This window comes from Micrococcus sp. Alg238-R198 (assembly GCF_900537135.1).
GTDB classification, from domain to species: domain Bacteria; phylum Actinomycetota; class Actinomycetes; order Actinomycetales; family Micrococcaceae; genus Micrococcus; species Micrococcus luteus.
Genome location: NZ_UNRH01000023.1, coordinates 1 through 14,249 on the forward strand (window position 1 = coordinate 1; position 14,249 = coordinate 14,249).

A 14,249-nucleotide genomic window follows, 5' to 3' on the forward strand; every position below is an offset into this window, starting at 1 on the left:
GCCTCCGGCGGGCCCTGCCGGGCCCTCGCCCCGCTGGCGCGGGGCCGGCTCGCTCCGCTCGCCTGGCGCGCTCCGCGCGCCGGTTGGGTGCCCCGCGCGTTGGGTGCCCCCCGGTAGGTGGGGCACGGCGGGCGCTGACGCGCCGCCGGGAGGGTTCCCGAACGGTGGGCCGAGGACGGGAGGGGGTCAGCTGGGCGCACCACGGGCCGCTGTGCGCCCGCCTGCGCCCCGTTCTCACCCCTGCACCCCCACAAGCCCACCCGCACCCCGAACGGCCCTCAGACGCCCACACACCGGGCCAGGGGGCCGGGGACCGGGCGGGCCGGGGCCGGCGGGGCGGCGGAGGGGCCGGGCGGGCCGAGCGGGCGGCGCAGCCCCCACCCCCGCCCATGCCATAACACCGCCAGCACACCACCACACCCCCACCACAAGCAACACCACACAACCGATTGCGTCCACACCACAAAGCGTGTATGGTTTGACTCAGCGGGAGGCACCCGGCCCCCTGCACCCCTCAAGGAGGACACCGTGAAACGTGCTGGCACCCGTCGCCCCACCACCCGTGCCACCCTGACGGCCCGACTCGACCGCTGCGCGCTCATCGCCCGGCACGCCTTGTGCGTCGGCTCCGTCCTGATCTTCGTCGCCGCGTTCGGGGGGCTGGCACCGGTGTACGTGCCCGCGCTGTCCACGCCGGCCCTGATCGCCTTCGCCCTGTGGTGTGCGCTGGTGCTCGCCCTGATGCTCACCACCGCCGCGCGTGTCACCGCGCGCCTGGTGCTCGGCACAACACGTGCCGCGCGCTCGGCCTGGCGCGCTCCGGCCTCCGATCCTCGCTGATTCCGACTCCCTGCCCCGCCTCGCGGCGGGGCAGGGCCATGCCATACGTTCGCCATATCGCCGTCATACTCAACGTTGCAGTCCCGGCTTTTATTGTGTATGGTTTGACTCAGCAGGAGGCACCAGGCCCCCCGCACCCCTCTAGGAGGACACGATGGATGCTCTGACCGCCCGCACCCCGCTTGATCTGACCGACTACGCCGCCGCCGCCCTGCCGTCCACCCCCGCGGATTCCGTGGTGGCCATCGGCCTGAAGGGCTCGCGGCTGGGGCCGGTGATGCGCCTTGACGATGTCGCCGCCCCCGCCACCATGGCCGGAGTGATCGCCGCCAGCATGCGCCGCGCCAACTGCACGCGCGTCTTCCTGATCGGCTACGGCCCGGAGGACCGCGCCCTGCGCTGGCTCGAGCTGGAGTCCATCCTGACCGGCCACGGTCTGAGCGTGGAGGGGCTGATCCACGTGGACGGGCGCATGTGCACCAACCTGGGCACGGGCGAGGCCGTGGCCTACGCCCCGGGCACCTCCACGCTGGGCCTGCACCTGGCCCTGCTCGACGGTGCGCGGTCCGAGTACCCCACCGCCACCCCGAGCGAGTCGGACGCCCTGACGGAGGCCGTGGCGGCTCACGCGGCCACGCTGACGGACATGCACGCGGACGCTCCGGCGCTGATCGAGGGCATCAACCGCCTGCTGAAGGATCAGAACGACGCCGGGGCCGCCGCCGTCGTGCTGGCCACCCTGAACCACCGTGACCCGGAGTATCTGATCGCGGCGCTGGTGGCCTGCACGGCCCCGATCCGGCTGGAGGCGGTGGACTTCGCCCGGGGCGAGTTCCCGCACGGTCTGCGCTGGAAGGCGAGCGTGGAGGCCGAGACGGTGCTCAACGCCGCCGTGGCCCTCGGTCCGGGCCACGCCTGCGCCGGGGCGCTGGCGGTGCTGGCCTACGTGGCCTGGATCCGAGGCGCAGGAGCGGTGGCCGATGGCCGCCTGAACCTCGCCGAGCGATGCGCCCCGCACCACCCTCACGTGCGCGCCGTGCGCCGGATGACGCGGGCCACGCCCGTGGCCGTCGTGGCCACCGACCCGGCGTGGGCCTGGGGCAAGCACACGCGGGCCGCTGAGGGCCGCTGAGCGTGACCGGGGGCCAGCGCGTAACGCTGGCCCCCCGGCGCCCGTGGAGACGGTGCCCCGACGGTGCACGCCCGCCAGCGTAGCCCGGCCCACGCGTGGGCGGGCGCTGTATAAATCGCTGTTGACCGCTCGGCCGCGCGCGTGTATGGTTATACACGTAGCGGGGGGCATGAGGCCCCCGGCACCCCGAGCGGCCAGGAGGCCCGACATGGACACCGACCAGACCACCATCTGCACCTCCCAGAACGTGCACATCGGCCAGGAGGTGGTCATCGTCGACCGCATCCAGCTGGGCCACTGCATCAGCTACGCCGACGGGACCGTGACCGCGATCGACCCCAGCCGTGGGACCTACTCGGTGGCCCACAACGGCATGCGCGGGCGCACCGTCTACACCCTCTCCGACCAGTGGCACGGAGACGGCGGCCCCTACTGCATGCCCGCCGCCGAGGTGTACGGCGACTGAGCACGACGGGGGCGGCGCGCACGCGCCGCCCCGTCGTCGCCCCTGGCCGCAAGCGCGGGCGGGTCCCGCGCCCGCTGCCGCGTGGGGACGTGTCGCGGAGATGAGCTGCCGGCTGCATCGAGCTGCTGCCGGCTCCCGAGGACCGCGACACGTCCCCGCCCTTCCCTCGACACCACCACGGGCGCGCCGGCCCGCGCTCGCGGACGGTGTTGTGCACGCGCCGGTGTATGTGTATGGTTGAACACGTCGCAGGGGGCATGAGGCCCCCGGCACCCCGACGGCCAAGGAGGCCCCCATGTCCAAGCACATCTATTCCGCCGGCTCCCTGCGCGCAGCCCTGCGCGCCGGCTCCCTCGCCGCCCGCGTCTCCCCCAACCGCGGCCCCGTCCACCTGGAGGTGCTCCCGGAGAACGCCCTGCGCGTGATCAGCACCCACGAGGACGCCTACGCCTGCGCCTACGCCGACTCCGACCGCCCGGCCCCCGCCGCGCTCGCGGGCCTGCCGCCGGTGGTGCTGTGCGTCCTGGACGTCTCCCAGCTGATGCGCCACCTGGACGCGCTCCCCCTGCCCGAGACCCCGGTCAACGTCACCGCCACCGCCGACCGCGTCCACGTCGACGTCGTCGGCGGCCGCGAGCGCTGGACGTTCGCCAACCTCGCCGCCCCCGGCGTGCCCACTCCCGCCATCCCCCAGGCCCCCGGCCCCGGCGTCGAGCTGCCCGCCCTGCCCGCGACCCTGGGCCTGCCCGGGCTGCTGATGGACGTGCTGAGCGGCGGCGGCCGCCTCCACGGCACCCGCTACCTGCGCCAGCGGATCCACGGCGTGCCCAGCGCACTGGACCTGATCGGCTGGAGCATCGGCGCCTGGGCGCACGGACGCGCCTACGTCGCCCCGATGGACGGCTACGCTCCGGCCGCCCGCGAGGCCGCCGCCCTGGCCGACCGCGACAGCCTGGCCGCCCTGCCCGCCGCCTGACCGGCAGGCCGCGAGCGCGGGGGGCTCCCGCGCTCGCGGCATCCCGGGGACGTGTCGTGGAGATGAGCTGCCGGCTGCATCGAGCTGCTGCCGGCTCCCGGGGACCGCGCCACGTCCCCGCCCCCTCCGCGTCACGACCACGGGCGCGTGGACCTGCGCTCGCGGGTGGTGTTGTATTTTTGCCATTGTGTGTGTATGGTTGGACACGTAGCGGGGGGCATGAGGCCCCCGGCACCCCGACCAAGGAGGCACCTCCGATGCCTGAGCACCACCTTCTCGACCTCGACTCCCTGCCCTCCGCCTTCGAGCCCTGCCCGGAGTGCGGCGACGTGATGTGCCAGCCCGACCCGTGGGGCGAGGACTGCGACGACCGCGCCCGGCGCCGCCAGGCCGTGGCCACTCTGGAGGACCAGCGCCGCCAGGCCCACGCCCTCGCGGCCCCCGCCGCCGCCGCGCGCGCCCGCTACAAGCGCCTGGCCCGCCGCGACGAGCCGCACCCCGACCTGGTCCCGGCCCTGGAGGAGGCCATCCGGCTGAGCTGCCAGCGGCGGGACCTGCTGGAGCGCATCGCCACCGACTCCGAGGCCCTGGCCCGCGCGAACACCGCCCACCCCGGGCACGCCACCCTGGCCAGGAGGGCCGCCGACGACCGCGCCGCCGTGGAGGCCTGCCACGACGTGGACCGCCTGCGCCTGAGCCGCTGACCACCTCGCCAGCCCCCGGCGGCCGCGAGCGCGAGAGACCCCCGCGCTCGCGGCCGCCGGGGGACGTGTCGTGGAGATGAGCAGCCGGCTGCATCGAGCTGCTGCCGGCAGCCGAGGATCGCGGCACGTCACCGCCCTTCCCTCGACACCACCACGGGCGCGCCGGCCCGCGCTCGCGGATGGTGTTGTGCGCGCGCCGGTGTATGTGTATGGTTGGACACGTCGCGGGGGGCATGAGGCCCCCGGCACCCCTTCCAAGGAGGCTCCCGTGAGCATCGTCAAGAACCCCACCACCACGATCCGATCCCTGCGCCAGGCCCTCCACGCGGCCCTGGCCCCGCTGGGCTGGGCCAGCGACCACGCCCGCGTGAACGGGCGCGTCTGGTTCGAGCTGACCGAGGCCGGCTACCGCCTCACCGTCTCTCGGCCCCGGGAGTGGGCGCGCGCCTACGCTCCCTGCGAGCCGGTCACCCACGGGCAGGGCATGGCTCCGGTGGCCCTGTCCTTCCCGGACGCCCTGAACCTGAGCGAGGAGCTGCACTCGAACCGCCTGCCCGGCACCTACCCGGTGCACCTGGACACGCGCGCCGGATGCCTGTTCATGGAGGTGCAGGCCCCGGACAGCACCGGCCCCTTCTACCGCTCCCCCCACACCCGCGTCTATCGCACCGCCAGCCCCGCCGGGGCCAGCGCCCCCGAGGGCCCGTTCCCCCTGCCGCAGGCGGACCAGCTGATCCCCTCTCCGGTCCCCACGCACGCGGGCACCCTCGCGTCCCTGCTGGGCGCGCGCGCCCGCCTGAACTCCAGCCCCCGCCTCTACACCGTCCCCGGCCGGCCGACCCTGACGGACTGGAGCATCGGCGACTGGGCCCACGGGCGGCTCTACACGCCCCCGCGCCACCGCACCCGCCCGCGCGACCTGGCCGACGAGCACGCCGGACTCGCCGCCCGACACGACGCCGCCGTCCTCTACCTGCCCTGATCCCCACCGCACCCCCGGCCCGGCCGTGCGCCCCGCGCTCGCGGTCGGGCCAGGGCGGGGCGGGGACGTGTCGCGGAGATGAGCTGCCGGCTGCATCGAGCTGCCGGCGGCTGCCGTGGACCGCGACACGTCCCCGCCCTGACCGCGTCCCGGGCCCCCTGCCCCCCACCGCCCGCGTCGGGAGGGAGGACCCGTTCTCCCCCGAGCGGATCGACTCCGCTCTGGCGAGCCTGCCCGACGTCGACGGCGTCCCGGCCCTGAGCGTGCTGTGGCACGCCGGCCAGCAGGGCACCGCCGAGGACGTCGCCCATGCTCTGCTGGAGCGGCGCGCGGCCCTAGAGACCGAGCGGGCCCAGCAGTCCGCGGCCGCCCGCGCGGCCCGCGAGCAGGGGCAGCAGACGGCTCGCGCGCAGGCTCTCCACGACGCCCGCGACGCCGCCACCCGCTCCCACTGACCGCACACGCGCCGCGCTCGCGGATAGTGTTGTGCGCCGGCCGTTATATGTGTATGGTTGGACACGTCGCAGGGGGCACGAGGCCCCCCGCACCCCGAGGCCAAGGAGGCCCCCTGATGTCCCAGCTGCTCTACCGCCCCGCCACCCTCGCCCGCGCGCTCTACGTCGGTTCCCAGGCCGCCCGCGCGGCCGCCACGGACACGGACCCCGACGCCGGCGGCGTGGGCCTGGTCCTCCAGCCTGACGGCTCCCTGCGGATCTACTCCGCGGCAGGGGAGAGCTTCTCCCGCGCCTACGCCGACCCGGCCCCGCGCACGGACACCGGCGACGAGGCCCTGCTCGCAGTGCTCTCGCTCCACGGCACCCAGACCCTGCTGGCCCGCCTGGCCGAACTCGACGACACCTACGAGACCGTGGAGCTGCGCACCGACGCCGTCGGCATCTACCTGGTGCGCGACCTCTGGGTGATCTTCGCTTCCGCCAGCAACAAGGCCGACACGCTCTCCCCGGTGGACACGCTCGCCGTTCGTCCGCGCGACATGGCCGGCCCGGTGCCCCCGAGCACCCCGGACGGCGCCGTCCCCGGCCCCTTGTGGGGGCTCCACGCCGGCCTGTGCCTGGACCTGCTCACGGGCGGGCCGGCCATGGGCCCCGAGGACAGCCTCGACGCCTGGGCCGTCCGCGAGCGCGACGATCTGCTGGCCTGGCACCTGGGCGACTGGGCGCTGGGCCGCACGCACGCCGCCCACGTGAGCCCGCGCGGCTGACCGGCACCCGTCCCCGCCGGCCTCGCGCCGGCGGGGACGGGGGGGACGTGTCGCGGAGACGAGCTGCCGGCTCCATGGAGCTGCCGCCGGCCGCCGGGGACCGCGACACGTCCCCGCCCGCTCCGCGTCACCACCAGGGGCGCGCCGATCCGCGCTCGCGGATGATGTTGTGCAGGCGCCGTTGCATGTGTATGGTTGGACACGTCGCAGGGGGCATGAGGCCCCCAGCACCCCTTCCAAGGAGGAGCCCCATGGGCATCATCACCACCGCCGACCACCTGTACCGAGCCCTGGACCTGGCCGCCTGGCCCACCCGCCTGCCCGCCACCCACACCCCCGGCACCCCGACGCCCGCGGTGATCCTGCGCGCCCGCCAGCAGTGCCTGGAGCTGACCGGCTCCGATGGCACCCACACCTCCCGCGCCGGCGCCCGCGCCCTCGACGTCAGCACCGGCCCCCTCGAGTCTGGGGCCATGCTGCGCGCCGACCAGGCCCACCACCTCATCAAGACCCTGCGCGCCCTGCCCGAGCGCACCCTGCACCCGGTGGCCGTGGAGGCCGACGACGATCTGGTCTACCTCCACCTGGCCGACTCGACCCTGCGCCTACCCAACATCGCCGCCACCGTCCGCCCGCCCGTGGTGGACCCCGCGCTGATCGACCCGGACGTGCTGATCACCTGCCGATGCCTGGACACCCACGTCCCCGCCGGAGTCCTCGCCGAGCTGACCCGCACCGCCCACCGTCACCGCCGCCTCGGTCCCCTGCGCCTGCTCGCCGGCGGCCGCCCCGGCTACCTCGGATGGGACCTCAGCGGCTGGGCCCACGGCATGATGCGCCAGGACCCCGCCGAGGCCGTCAGCACCCACCAGCCCCCCTTCCATCTGCCCGAGTCCATCCTGAACCCCGCCCGCTGACCCCTGCCCGCCCGCGAGCGCGGGGCCCACCCTGGCCCCGCGCTCGCGGCACGCCGGGGACGTGTCGCGGAGATGCGGGGCCGGCTGCATCCGTGGCACAGCCGGCGGCTGATGCGATGCAGGGTGTTGCACATCCGACCGCGTATGTGTATGGTTAGACACATCAGCAGGGATCACCCGGATCCCCGCACCCCATAGAAGGGACAGCCATCATGGCCAATGCAATCCTGATCACCCCCACCGGCGACGTCACCGAGGAGCAGGTCAACGGCCTGGAGGACTTCCAGCAGCACGTCGGCGGCTACGTGGAGGCCCTGTCCTCCGACGATGGCGACCACACCATCTGGCTCAACGAGGAGGGCAAGATCGCCGGCCTGCCGGTCAACTCCAAGGGTCACCGGATCGTCCACGAGCTGACCATCCTCGCCCCGGACGACGTCATCGTCGGCCCGGTGCTGATCACCGGCGACCTGGCCGACGACGGGGAGACCTACCTGCCCCCCACCAAGGCTCTGCGCGAGCGGCTCGGCCTCGACGACTGAGCCCCGCGGGCGGGCGGGCCCCGCGGCCCGCCCGCCCCGGCCGCGCCGGGGCCACCCACGAATCCCACGCCCCTGTTGCGCGATCCCTCTTACGCGTGTATGGTTATACACATCAGCAGGGGTTATCCGGACCCCCGCACCCCTGACGAAAGGGACTCCGATGACCAAGGCCACGATGATCCACCCCGACGGCACCACCGCCGACGTCGAGCTCCACACCATCCCCGCTGACATCGACCGCCTGCTGGGCGCCACCGCTGAGGTCTACAACCCCGGCGACTACGACGGCATGGACGGCGACTGGTCGCTCTGGGCCGACGCCCGCCACAGTTCCTCCCGCCCGTTCAACTCCACGGCCACCGAGATGATCCACGACGCCGGCTTCGACGCCCGCGAGATCATCACCGGCCCCGTCCTGGTGATCCGCTGAGCCTCCCCCGCCCTCCCGCCACACCGGCGGGAGGGCGGGCAGGATGACCATCACGACCTCCACGCCCCCAGGAGACCCCATGCCCCTGAACGCCCTCTCCCGCATCCTGATCACCCCCCACGGCTCCGAGGAGTCCTTCGAGGGCACCGTCGGCGGCCTGATCCGCCACGTCCGCCACGCCGACCCGTCCGCGATCACCGCGCTGGAGCAGTCCCTGCACCGCGCCTGCCGCCTCCCCGACACCGGCGACGTCCGCGAGGCGAGCCTGGAGCACAACCTCGCGGTCCTCACCGCGGCCGACCTCGAGCGCTTGGAGCCCGGGGCCACCATCACCATCCTGGACGCCTGATCCGCCCCGCACCGAAGGAGACCCCCCTGATGCGCACCCGCCCCCTGATCCTGCTCCCCCTGGCCCTGGCCGGCCTCGCCCTCCAGGGGTGCACCGCCACACCTGCTCCTGCCCCGTCGACGAGCGCGAGCGCGGCCCCCACGGCAGCCGCGAGCAGCACCACGGCACCCACTGCGGCCGCCAGCTCGGCCACCCCCACGACACGTCCCTCCAGCTCGGCCCCCGCCAAGCCCGTGGACGTGCAGATCCGCATCCAGTGGATCCCCCGCGACGGCACCACCACCACGGCAGCCCGCGGCGGCGTGAACCTCTTCGTGGGCGGCACCGGCGCGGACACCCACACCAAAGAGACCATCCCCGCCGAGCCCGCCGGCACCACCCCCCTGACCCTGCGCACCCAGGCCAAGCCCGGTGAAAAGATCCAGGTGATCGCCAACGTCCCGCAGCTGCCCGCCGCCGGCGACCTGCACTGCGAGATCATCGCCGACGGCACCACCGCCCCCCTGGACGCCCAGACCGGCGACCCCAAGGGCATGCCCATGGTCCAGTGCGAGGCCACCGTCCCCGAGCCCACCAGCTGAGCATCCCGCGGACACCGCGACACGTCCCCGCAGCACCTCCACGACACCCGCAGCTGTCACGAGCACTGGATGGTGTCTAGGAAGGACCGGGACCAGCCCAGATCCCTACGACAGCTCAACCCAGGAGCCGTGAATGCCCCTGGGAGTCTGGCTCATCCCTGCGCGGGCGGAGCTTCCGACGGGCTCACCGACTTTGACGACGTGCCCGTGGGCTCATCCCTGCGTGCGCGGGGCTTCCTCGGCAAGCAGCTCGTCCACAGCAGCAGCGTCGGGCTCATCCCTGCGTGCGCGGGGCTTCCTCTACCCTGCCGTCCTCGAACAGCGTCAGGACGGGCTCATCCCTGCGTGCGCGGGGCTTCCATGGCTCGCATGCTTGCTGACGGCAAGACCAAGGGCTCATCCCTGCGTGCGCGGGGCTTCCACCCTCAGTCAGTCAGTCAGTCCGTCAGTCAGGGGCTCATCCCTGCGTGCGCGGAGCTTCCACGGGCAAGCTGGCGATGGACTGGGAGTCCGCGGGCTCATCCCTGCGTGCGCGGGGCTTCCACTACCTGGCCAGGGCGGATGCTCCGCGCTCTGCGCTTTCCCCTTCGGTTGAGGGGGGTTGGGATGACCAGCCAGTTGCCCGGCTGGACATGCCCACACCCTGGGGTGCGGGCTTGACGCTTCCACGCCCCTGCCTCGCGGCCCCGCCAGATGGCGGGCCCGAGACAGCAGCTCCACGTCCGTTTCGACTCTCCCGACGGCCTCGGGCGAGCTCGACCCCTGCTCCACGCTCCTCCTGCACAGCCCACGCCCGGATGTTGATCGCGGCGTTCACGTCGCGGTCGATCACCAGGTGGCAGGCCTCGCACTCGAAGGTCCGCTCGGCCAGGGACAGCGTGGATTTGACTGTCCCGCAGCGCGAGCACGCCTTCGAGGAGGGCGCGAATCGGTCGATCATCTTCACCTGGGACCCTGCCCAGGAGGTCTTGTAGTCCAGCTGCCGGCGCAGCATCCCCAGCCCGGCATCCAGGATCGCCCGGTTCAACCCGGACTTGGCGGCCACGTTCCTACCCGGCGCCTCGAGCGTCCCGCGGGCCGAACGGGTCATCCCCGCCACGTTCAGGTCCTCCAGGGCGACCACCGCGAAGTCCGTCGCCAGTCTCGTGGACACCTGATGCAGCAGCCCCGCCCGACGTAGGGCGATCCCGTGCTGGAGTGCCGCGATCTGCCGGCGCACGCGCTCGCGGCGGTTCGAGCCGGGCTGGGTGCGGGCGTGGGCACGCTGGAGGCGGGTTAGGCGGGCGGCCTGGCGGGCACCGGGGCGGCCGTTGTCGATGACCTCGCCGGTGGAGAGGGCGGCCAGGTGCTTGACGCCCAGGTCCACGCCGACGGCGCCGTTGGCGCGCTGGCGACGGCTGGGCCCGGTCCGGATGGGGGTGGGGTCGGCAACGAGGATCGAGGCGTACCACCGTCCGCCGGCCTGGGAGATGGTCATGGACCGGATCTGGGCGCCGCGGCGGCAGGCGCGGACCAGGCGGCTGGTCTTGTCGTAGGTGCGGATGGTCCCCAGGGAGGCCAGGCGCAGGTGCCGGTGGTCGGTGATCACCCCGCGGCGGGGCTCGCCGCGCTTGTAGGGGGTGCCCGCGGCGCCGATGACCTCGGGGGCGGGGATGGTGAAGCTGTCCCGGGACCGGCCCTTCTTCTTGAACCGCGGCAGGCCGACGCGCGCGCCGGCGCGCGTGCCGGAGGCGGAGGCCATCCAGTTCTCGGTGGCCTTCGCGGCGTTCTGGAGGCCGGAGACCAGGACGCGGCGGGGCACGGTGTGCATCCAGGGCTCGGCGTATCGCTCGTCGGTCCATGCTTCGGCCGGGTCGGCGCCGGCGGCGATCGCGGCGGCAGCCTCGCGGTGGCGGCGGATCAGCGGGGTCAGGTGGGCCGTGGAGTACGACTGGTAGCTGGCCACGCGGAGGGTGGGGTCGGCGGCGCGCTCGGCCTTCATGCGCGCGGCCAGCTCGGGGCCGGCCAGCCCGGTCTCGGCCAGCTCGGTGCGACGGGCGGCACCGGCGGCCAGGGCGGCCCGGTTGTGGGCGGTGAGCATGTTGTAGGCGACGCGCGCGGCGCCGGCGTACTGGGCCAGCAGGGTGGCCTGGGCGGGGTTGGGGTCCAGGCGGTGCTTGAACGCGCGCAGCCTCGGGGCCAGGTCGGTACCCGTGGTAGTCGTCATCGCTCACACCTCCTCCTGCGCCAGCATCGTCCATCCGTTCAGGGGCATGGTCACCCACCCCCCGGACACGTTACGGCCTCGCTCACCCAGCCGGGCAGGAGGCCAACACCCTGCGCATCGCCGCGCGCTCGCGCTCGGTGACGCTCAGCCCCCACTTGGCCTTCACCACCACCTGGTGCTCCACGAGCTCACATCGGCCCGCAACGGTGTCCGGCAGCCAGTCCGCCGCGGTCGCATCCGACTTCGAGTTGTTCGCCGGCCCATCCACGGCCAGCAGATTCGCCGGGTCGTTGGCGAACGCCGTGCGCTGGGACTCGTCCCACGCCCACGCCCCGGAGGCCCAGGCATCGGCAAGGGAGACCGTGTGGTCGATCTGCACGGCCTGGGAGTCCTGGGAGGAGAAGGGGATCGTAGCGCCGCTGTAGGGGTCCACGAGCTGGCCGGAGAGCACCTTGCACCCCTGCGTGCCGGGCTTGATCTGCACCTGTGTCAGGTCGCGCCGCAGCACGTCGTTGCGGGTGTCACAGCCGTTGCGGTCCACGTCCGCCCAGCGCTGGCCGAACGCGTCTCGCGTGTAGGCGCTGGCCGGTGCCGCGGAGGTCAGGGCCAGCTGCTCGAGCTGGCCCCCGACCGGGCCGGCCGCCGGCGTCGGGGACGTGTCGCCGAGTGAGGGCAGCTCCACTCCGCTGGGCAGCGCCACCTTGGGAAGCTTCACCTCTGGCACCTGGACCCCCTGCACATGTCCACCCCCGACGGCGCCAGCCACACCCAGAGCGGCCACCACGGCGACGACGCTCGAGACCCATCGACGCACGCTCACGAGCCCGCCCCCTCACGCTCCTGCGGAGTGGGCACAGCCTCGATCACGGCGTGCAGCCCATGGCTCACCCGCAGCCGGCGCGCGGCCTCGGCGGTGGCCGCCCGGTGCAGCTCCACGGGAATCACCGCGATGCCATCACCCATGTCCGGCTCCTCCATCTCCGGCAACCACCTGTAGAAGGAACCGCGGGAAGCGTAGGTCAACATCAGCGCGGCACCGGCCTGCTCATGCACGCGCAAGGTCTCGGCGATCAGCTCCTCCACGAGGCGCTCGCGGTAGTCCTCCAGGCGGGTCATGGCCGAGTCGATCCAGGACCAGTCCCGCGGCGGGTTCTTGCCGAACTCCCAGCGGGTGATGCTCTTCTCCGCGACACCCAGGGTGTCGGCGAGGGCGTCGCGGGACAGACCGAGGGCCTCTCGGCGGCACTTCAGCTCGATAGCGTTCATGGCTCAGCCCTCCGCCTTCTGGTCGGCCGGCTCGTCCTGGTCGGTCACGCCGTACTCCTGACGCAGGGCCTCCTCCTCGAGGCGCAGGCGGGTGATGGCCTTCATCAGGGGCTCGCGACGGGTGTGCAGCTCGTTGTTGGCGGCGTCCTCCCAACTGTCCAGGGTCCAGCCGGCGCCCTGGATCTTGCTGACCATGACGGCATCGGGGGCGCGCAGGTCGTTCTTGATGCGGGTCCAGGTGGAGGGCGAGGTGAAGCCGGCTTGCCGAGCCATCTCGTTGACGGAGTAGTAGAAGGTGGTCATGGGTGTGCTCTCTCAATCTGGAGGCGACAGAATCACCTCACGTAGGTCTAGCAATACACGTCAAACCATACGCGTCATTCCATACACCCGCAACCCCTATCCACAACCCTCCCCCCGTCACCACTGCCCCTGCTACGGTTTACACAGGTCGAACGTGAGCCCATCCCGTAGGGCCTGCGACTTAGAAGCCCTCCTGGCCATCCCCCCTCCGCGCCGGGAGGGCTTCGCTCTGCCTGGCGCCCAGAAGGGACATCACGGCCGCGCGACGGCCTTATCCACGGTGAAGGACACCCGCGGATCGGAGGAGCCATGAGCATCGAGGTCGAGCACCTGGAGGCCGCCCTGGCCGAGGCCAGCGAGGTGGTGACAGACAGCGAGCGCGCGCATGCGAGCACCGCAGCCTGTCATTGGTGGCACTGCTGCCAGGTGCTGCGGCGGTTCATCGACACCCCGGACGCCTTCCCGCCGGCGGCGCTGGTCGCCTAGACTGGACCCCAGAAGCGCCCCGCTTTCCCGTTGATCTGACAGTCGCAGGAACCTCGCGGGGCGCTTTCGCGCGTCCAGAGCTTATTGCCCTCCACTTGCCAGCCCACCTAGTATGTTGACGTCAGATCAACGTAAGGGTGGAGGTGTCCCTGATGATCCAGGTGTCCTGGCAAGGGCGGATGACCACGTCCCTGCCGAGCACAGATTCCGAGGTGGCCCGCTGGGTCGCCCACGACCGCCCCGAGATGGTGCGCGCCCAGACCGCCGACGGCACCGCCTACCGGCCCGACGCCGCTCAGGTCCTCGCGTTCATGCAAGCCCAGGCCCACCTGGCCCAGATGCTGCGCTTCCAGTACGCCGCCGCCCACGGGCTGGTGCCCGCGCACGCAGGCGCCGTGCTGACCGCGCCCTAGTCCCGCCACTTCTGCGGAATGGCATCCACCATCATCTCTCGAAAGGTCTCGGGAGCGTCTGCCTGGCCCCTCATGGTTGCCTTGTCCTGCACTACCACCGCGACGAGCAGAAACAACGGAGTGAGAGTACTGAGGATGTAGCCCGGAGCAGACCACATCTCCGCCGCAAGGCCCGGTCAAGTCCCTGGAAGTGGTGTAACCGTCTTCGAGGTTGTAGGGGGCTTGTACCTGTCAGGTCTGCAGGGTCGGCATCACCTCCGTGCTCATCACGGTCTCTTGCTCCGTGGTCAGGGGCTCACGGCACCGGGCGAGCAGTTCCAGGCCGAGATACCGGCGGCCTTCGGCCCATTCATCTGTCTGCTCGGCCAGCACGGCCCCGACCAGGCGCACCACGGCATCCCGGTTCGGGAAGATCCCTACCGCGTCCGTGCGTC

At 72.8% G+C, this 14,249-nt stretch carries 20 protein-coding genes and 1 CRISPR repeat array; of the genes, 15 read left to right on the plus strand and 5 right to left on the minus strand.

Annotated features, from left to right (window positions below; genetic code table 11):
* Positions 1-528 precede the first annotated feature (528 nt).
* From G6R13_RS11990 to G6R13_RS12050, 13 genes are all read left to right on the plus strand, one after another.
* Complete coding sequence (locus G6R13_RS11990; RefSeq protein WP_069941840.1) at positions 529-840, plus strand: hypothetical protein; 312 nt, start codon at positions 529-531, stop codon at positions 838-840.
* Between the two features lie 154 nt (positions 841-994).
* Positions 995-1,972 (plus strand): DUF4192 family protein, encoded by a 978-nt coding sequence (locus G6R13_RS11995; protein WP_069941839.1) that lies wholly within the window; start codon positions 995-997, stop codon positions 1,970-1,972.
* A 208-nt stretch (positions 1,973-2,180) separates the two neighbouring features.
* Positions 2,181-2,438, plus strand: a complete 258-nt coding sequence (locus tag G6R13_RS12000; RefSeq protein ID WP_069941838.1) for a hypothetical protein — start codon at positions 2,181-2,183, stop codon at positions 2,436-2,438.
* 295 nt (positions 2,439-2,733) lie between these two features.
* Positions 2,734-3,414, plus strand: a complete 681-nt coding sequence (locus G6R13_RS12005; RefSeq protein ID WP_069941837.1) for a hypothetical protein — start codon at positions 2,734-2,736, stop codon at positions 3,412-3,414.
* Between the two features lie 257 nt (positions 3,415-3,671).
* Complete coding sequence (locus tag G6R13_RS12010; RefSeq protein WP_069941836.1) at positions 3,672-4,118, plus strand: hypothetical protein; 447 nt, start codon at positions 3,672-3,674, stop codon at positions 4,116-4,118.
* 268 nt (positions 4,119-4,386) lie between these two features.
* On the plus strand, positions 4,387-5,100 hold the full coding sequence (locus tag G6R13_RS12015; RefSeq protein WP_069941835.1) for a hypothetical protein: 714 nt from the start codon (positions 4,387-4,389) through the stop codon (positions 5,098-5,100).
* 263 nt (positions 5,101-5,363) lie between these two features.
* Positions 5,364-5,555 (plus strand): hypothetical protein, encoded by a 192-nt coding sequence (locus tag G6R13_RS12020; protein ID WP_049161172.1) that lies wholly within the window; start codon positions 5,364-5,366, stop codon positions 5,553-5,555.
* 116 nt (positions 5,556-5,671) lie between these two features.
* Entirely contained in the window at positions 5,672-6,322 is a 651-nt protein-coding gene (locus G6R13_RS12025; RefSeq protein WP_069941834.1) for a hypothetical protein, read from the plus strand.
* Between the two features lie 251 nt (positions 6,323-6,573).
* Entirely contained in the window at positions 6,574-7,239 is a 666-nt protein-coding gene (locus G6R13_RS12030; RefSeq protein ID WP_069941833.1) for a hypothetical protein, read from the plus strand.
* Positions 7,240-7,451: 212 nt separating this feature from the next.
* Entirely contained in the window at positions 7,452-7,781 is a 330-nt protein-coding gene (locus tag G6R13_RS12035; protein WP_031943816.1) for a DUF3846 domain-containing protein, read from the plus strand.
* Between the two features lie 160 nt (positions 7,782-7,941).
* Positions 7,942-8,211: a hypothetical protein gene (locus G6R13_RS12040; protein ID WP_069941832.1), complete on the plus strand. Its 270-nt coding sequence runs from the start codon at positions 7,942-7,944 to the stop codon at positions 8,209-8,211.
* Positions 8,212-8,290: 79 nt separating this feature from the next.
* Positions 8,291-8,560 (plus strand): hypothetical protein, encoded by a 270-nt coding sequence (locus G6R13_RS12045; RefSeq protein WP_069941831.1) that lies wholly within the window; start codon positions 8,291-8,293, stop codon positions 8,558-8,560.
* A 29-nt stretch (positions 8,561-8,589) separates the two neighbouring features.
* Complete coding sequence (locus G6R13_RS12050) at positions 8,590-9,141, plus strand: hypothetical protein (protein ID WP_069941830.1); 552 nt, start codon at positions 8,590-8,592, stop codon at positions 9,139-9,141.
* 144 nt (positions 9,142-9,285) lie between these two features.
* Positions 9,286-9,684: a CRISPR direct-repeat array (repeat unit 29 nt; unit sequence GGGCTCATCCCTGCGTGCGCGGGGCTTCC).
* Position 9,685: 1 nt separating this feature from the next.
* Here the strand turns inward: G6R13_RS12050 and G6R13_RS12055 are convergent.
* The 4 genes from G6R13_RS12055 to G6R13_RS12070 form a co-directional block, all read right to left on the minus strand.
* Positions 9,686-11,347 carry an RNA-guided endonuclease TnpB family protein gene (locus G6R13_RS12055; protein WP_069941829.1) on the minus strand — a complete coding sequence of 554 codons (1,662 nt, stop codon included), beginning with the start codon at positions 11,345-11,347 and terminating at the stop codon, positions 9,686-9,688.
* A gap of 82 nt (positions 11,348-11,429) precedes the next feature.
* Positions 11,430-12,062 carry an HNH endonuclease family protein gene (locus tag G6R13_RS12060; RefSeq protein WP_240335751.1) on the minus strand — a complete coding sequence of 211 codons (633 nt, stop codon included), beginning with the start codon at positions 12,060-12,062 and terminating at the stop codon, positions 11,430-11,432.
* Positions 12,063-12,163: 101 nt separating this feature from the next.
* Entirely contained in the window at positions 12,164-12,613 is a 450-nt protein-coding gene (locus G6R13_RS12065; RefSeq protein WP_069941827.1) for a helix-turn-helix transcriptional regulator, read from the minus strand.
* 3 nt (positions 12,614-12,616) lie between these two features.
* Positions 12,617-12,916 (minus strand): hypothetical protein, encoded by a 300-nt coding sequence (locus G6R13_RS12070; protein ID WP_031943823.1) that lies wholly within the window; start codon positions 12,914-12,916, stop codon positions 12,617-12,619.
* Positions 12,917-13,225: 309 nt separating this feature from the next.
* Here G6R13_RS12070 and G6R13_RS12075 point away from each other — a divergent pair, with 309 nt between their 5' ends.
* Both G6R13_RS12075 and G6R13_RS12080 read left to right on the plus strand, forming a co-directional pair.
* Positions 13,226-13,402, plus strand: a complete 177-nt coding sequence (locus G6R13_RS12075) for a hypothetical protein (protein ID WP_160312128.1) — start codon at positions 13,226-13,228, stop codon at positions 13,400-13,402.
* A 179-nt stretch (positions 13,403-13,581) separates the two neighbouring features.
* Positions 13,582-13,815, plus strand: a complete 234-nt coding sequence (locus tag G6R13_RS12080) for a hypothetical protein (RefSeq protein ID WP_101966151.1) — start codon at positions 13,582-13,584, stop codon at positions 13,813-13,815.
* A gap of 231 nt (positions 13,816-14,046) precedes the next feature.
* Here the strand turns inward: G6R13_RS12080 and G6R13_RS12085 are convergent.
* Positions 14,047-14,249: transposase (locus G6R13_RS12085; protein WP_205521371.1), on the minus strand; the 203-nt coding region annotated here is incomplete at its 5' end.

Excerpts from the sequence above, each read along its gene's own strand:
- G6R13_RS12065 (WP_069941827.1), bottom strand. The coding sequence starts at position 12,613 with ATGAACGCTATCGAGCTGAAGTGCCGCCGAGAGGCCCTCGGTCTGTCC.
- G6R13_RS12030 (WP_069941833.1), top strand. The coding sequence starts at position 6,574 with ATGGGCATCATCACCACCGCCGACCACCTGTACCGAGCCCTGGACCTG.
- G6R13_RS12040 (WP_069941832.1), top strand. The coding sequence starts at position 7,942 with ATGACCAAGGCCACGATGATCCACCCCGACGGCACCACCGCCGACGTC.
- G6R13_RS12080 (WP_101966151.1), top strand. The coding sequence starts at position 13,582 with ATGACCACGTCCCTGCCGAGCACAGATTCCGAGGTGGCCCGCTGGGTC.
- G6R13_RS11995 (WP_069941839.1), top strand. The coding sequence starts at position 995 with ATGGATGCTCTGACCGCCCGCACCCCGCTTGATCTGACCGACTACGCC.
- G6R13_RS12035 (WP_031943816.1), top strand. The coding sequence starts at position 7,452 with ATGGCCAATGCAATCCTGATCACCCCCACCGGCGACGTCACCGAGGAG.
- G6R13_RS12010 (WP_069941836.1), top strand. The coding sequence starts at position 3,672 with ATGCCTGAGCACCACCTTCTCGACCTCGACTCCCTGCCCTCCGCCTTC.
- G6R13_RS12000 (WP_069941838.1), top strand. The coding sequence starts at position 2,181 with ATGGACACCGACCAGACCACCATCTGCACCTCCCAGAACGTGCACATC.
- G6R13_RS12070 (WP_031943823.1), bottom strand. The coding sequence starts at position 12,916 with ATGACCACCTTCTACTACTCCGTCAACGAGATGGCTCGGCAAGCCGGC.
- G6R13_RS12005 (WP_069941837.1), top strand. The coding sequence starts at position 2,734 with ATGTCCAAGCACATCTATTCCGCCGGCTCCCTGCGCGCAGCCCTGCGC.
- G6R13_RS12075 (WP_160312128.1), top strand. The coding sequence starts at position 13,226 with ATGAGCATCGAGGTCGAGCACCTGGAGGCCGCCCTGGCCGAGGCCAGC.
- G6R13_RS12050 (WP_069941830.1), top strand. The coding sequence starts at position 8,590 with ATGCGCACCCGCCCCCTGATCCTGCTCCCCCTGGCCCTGGCCGGCCTC.
- G6R13_RS12025 (WP_069941834.1), top strand. The coding sequence starts at position 5,672 with ATGTCCCAGCTGCTCTACCGCCCCGCCACCCTCGCCCGCGCGCTCTAC.
- G6R13_RS12055 (WP_069941829.1), bottom strand. The coding sequence starts at position 11,347 with ATGACGACTACCACGGGTACCGACCTGGCCCCGAGGCTGCGCGCGTTC.
- G6R13_RS12045 (WP_069941831.1), top strand. The coding sequence starts at position 8,291 with ATGCCCCTGAACGCCCTCTCCCGCATCCTGATCACCCCCCACGGCTCC.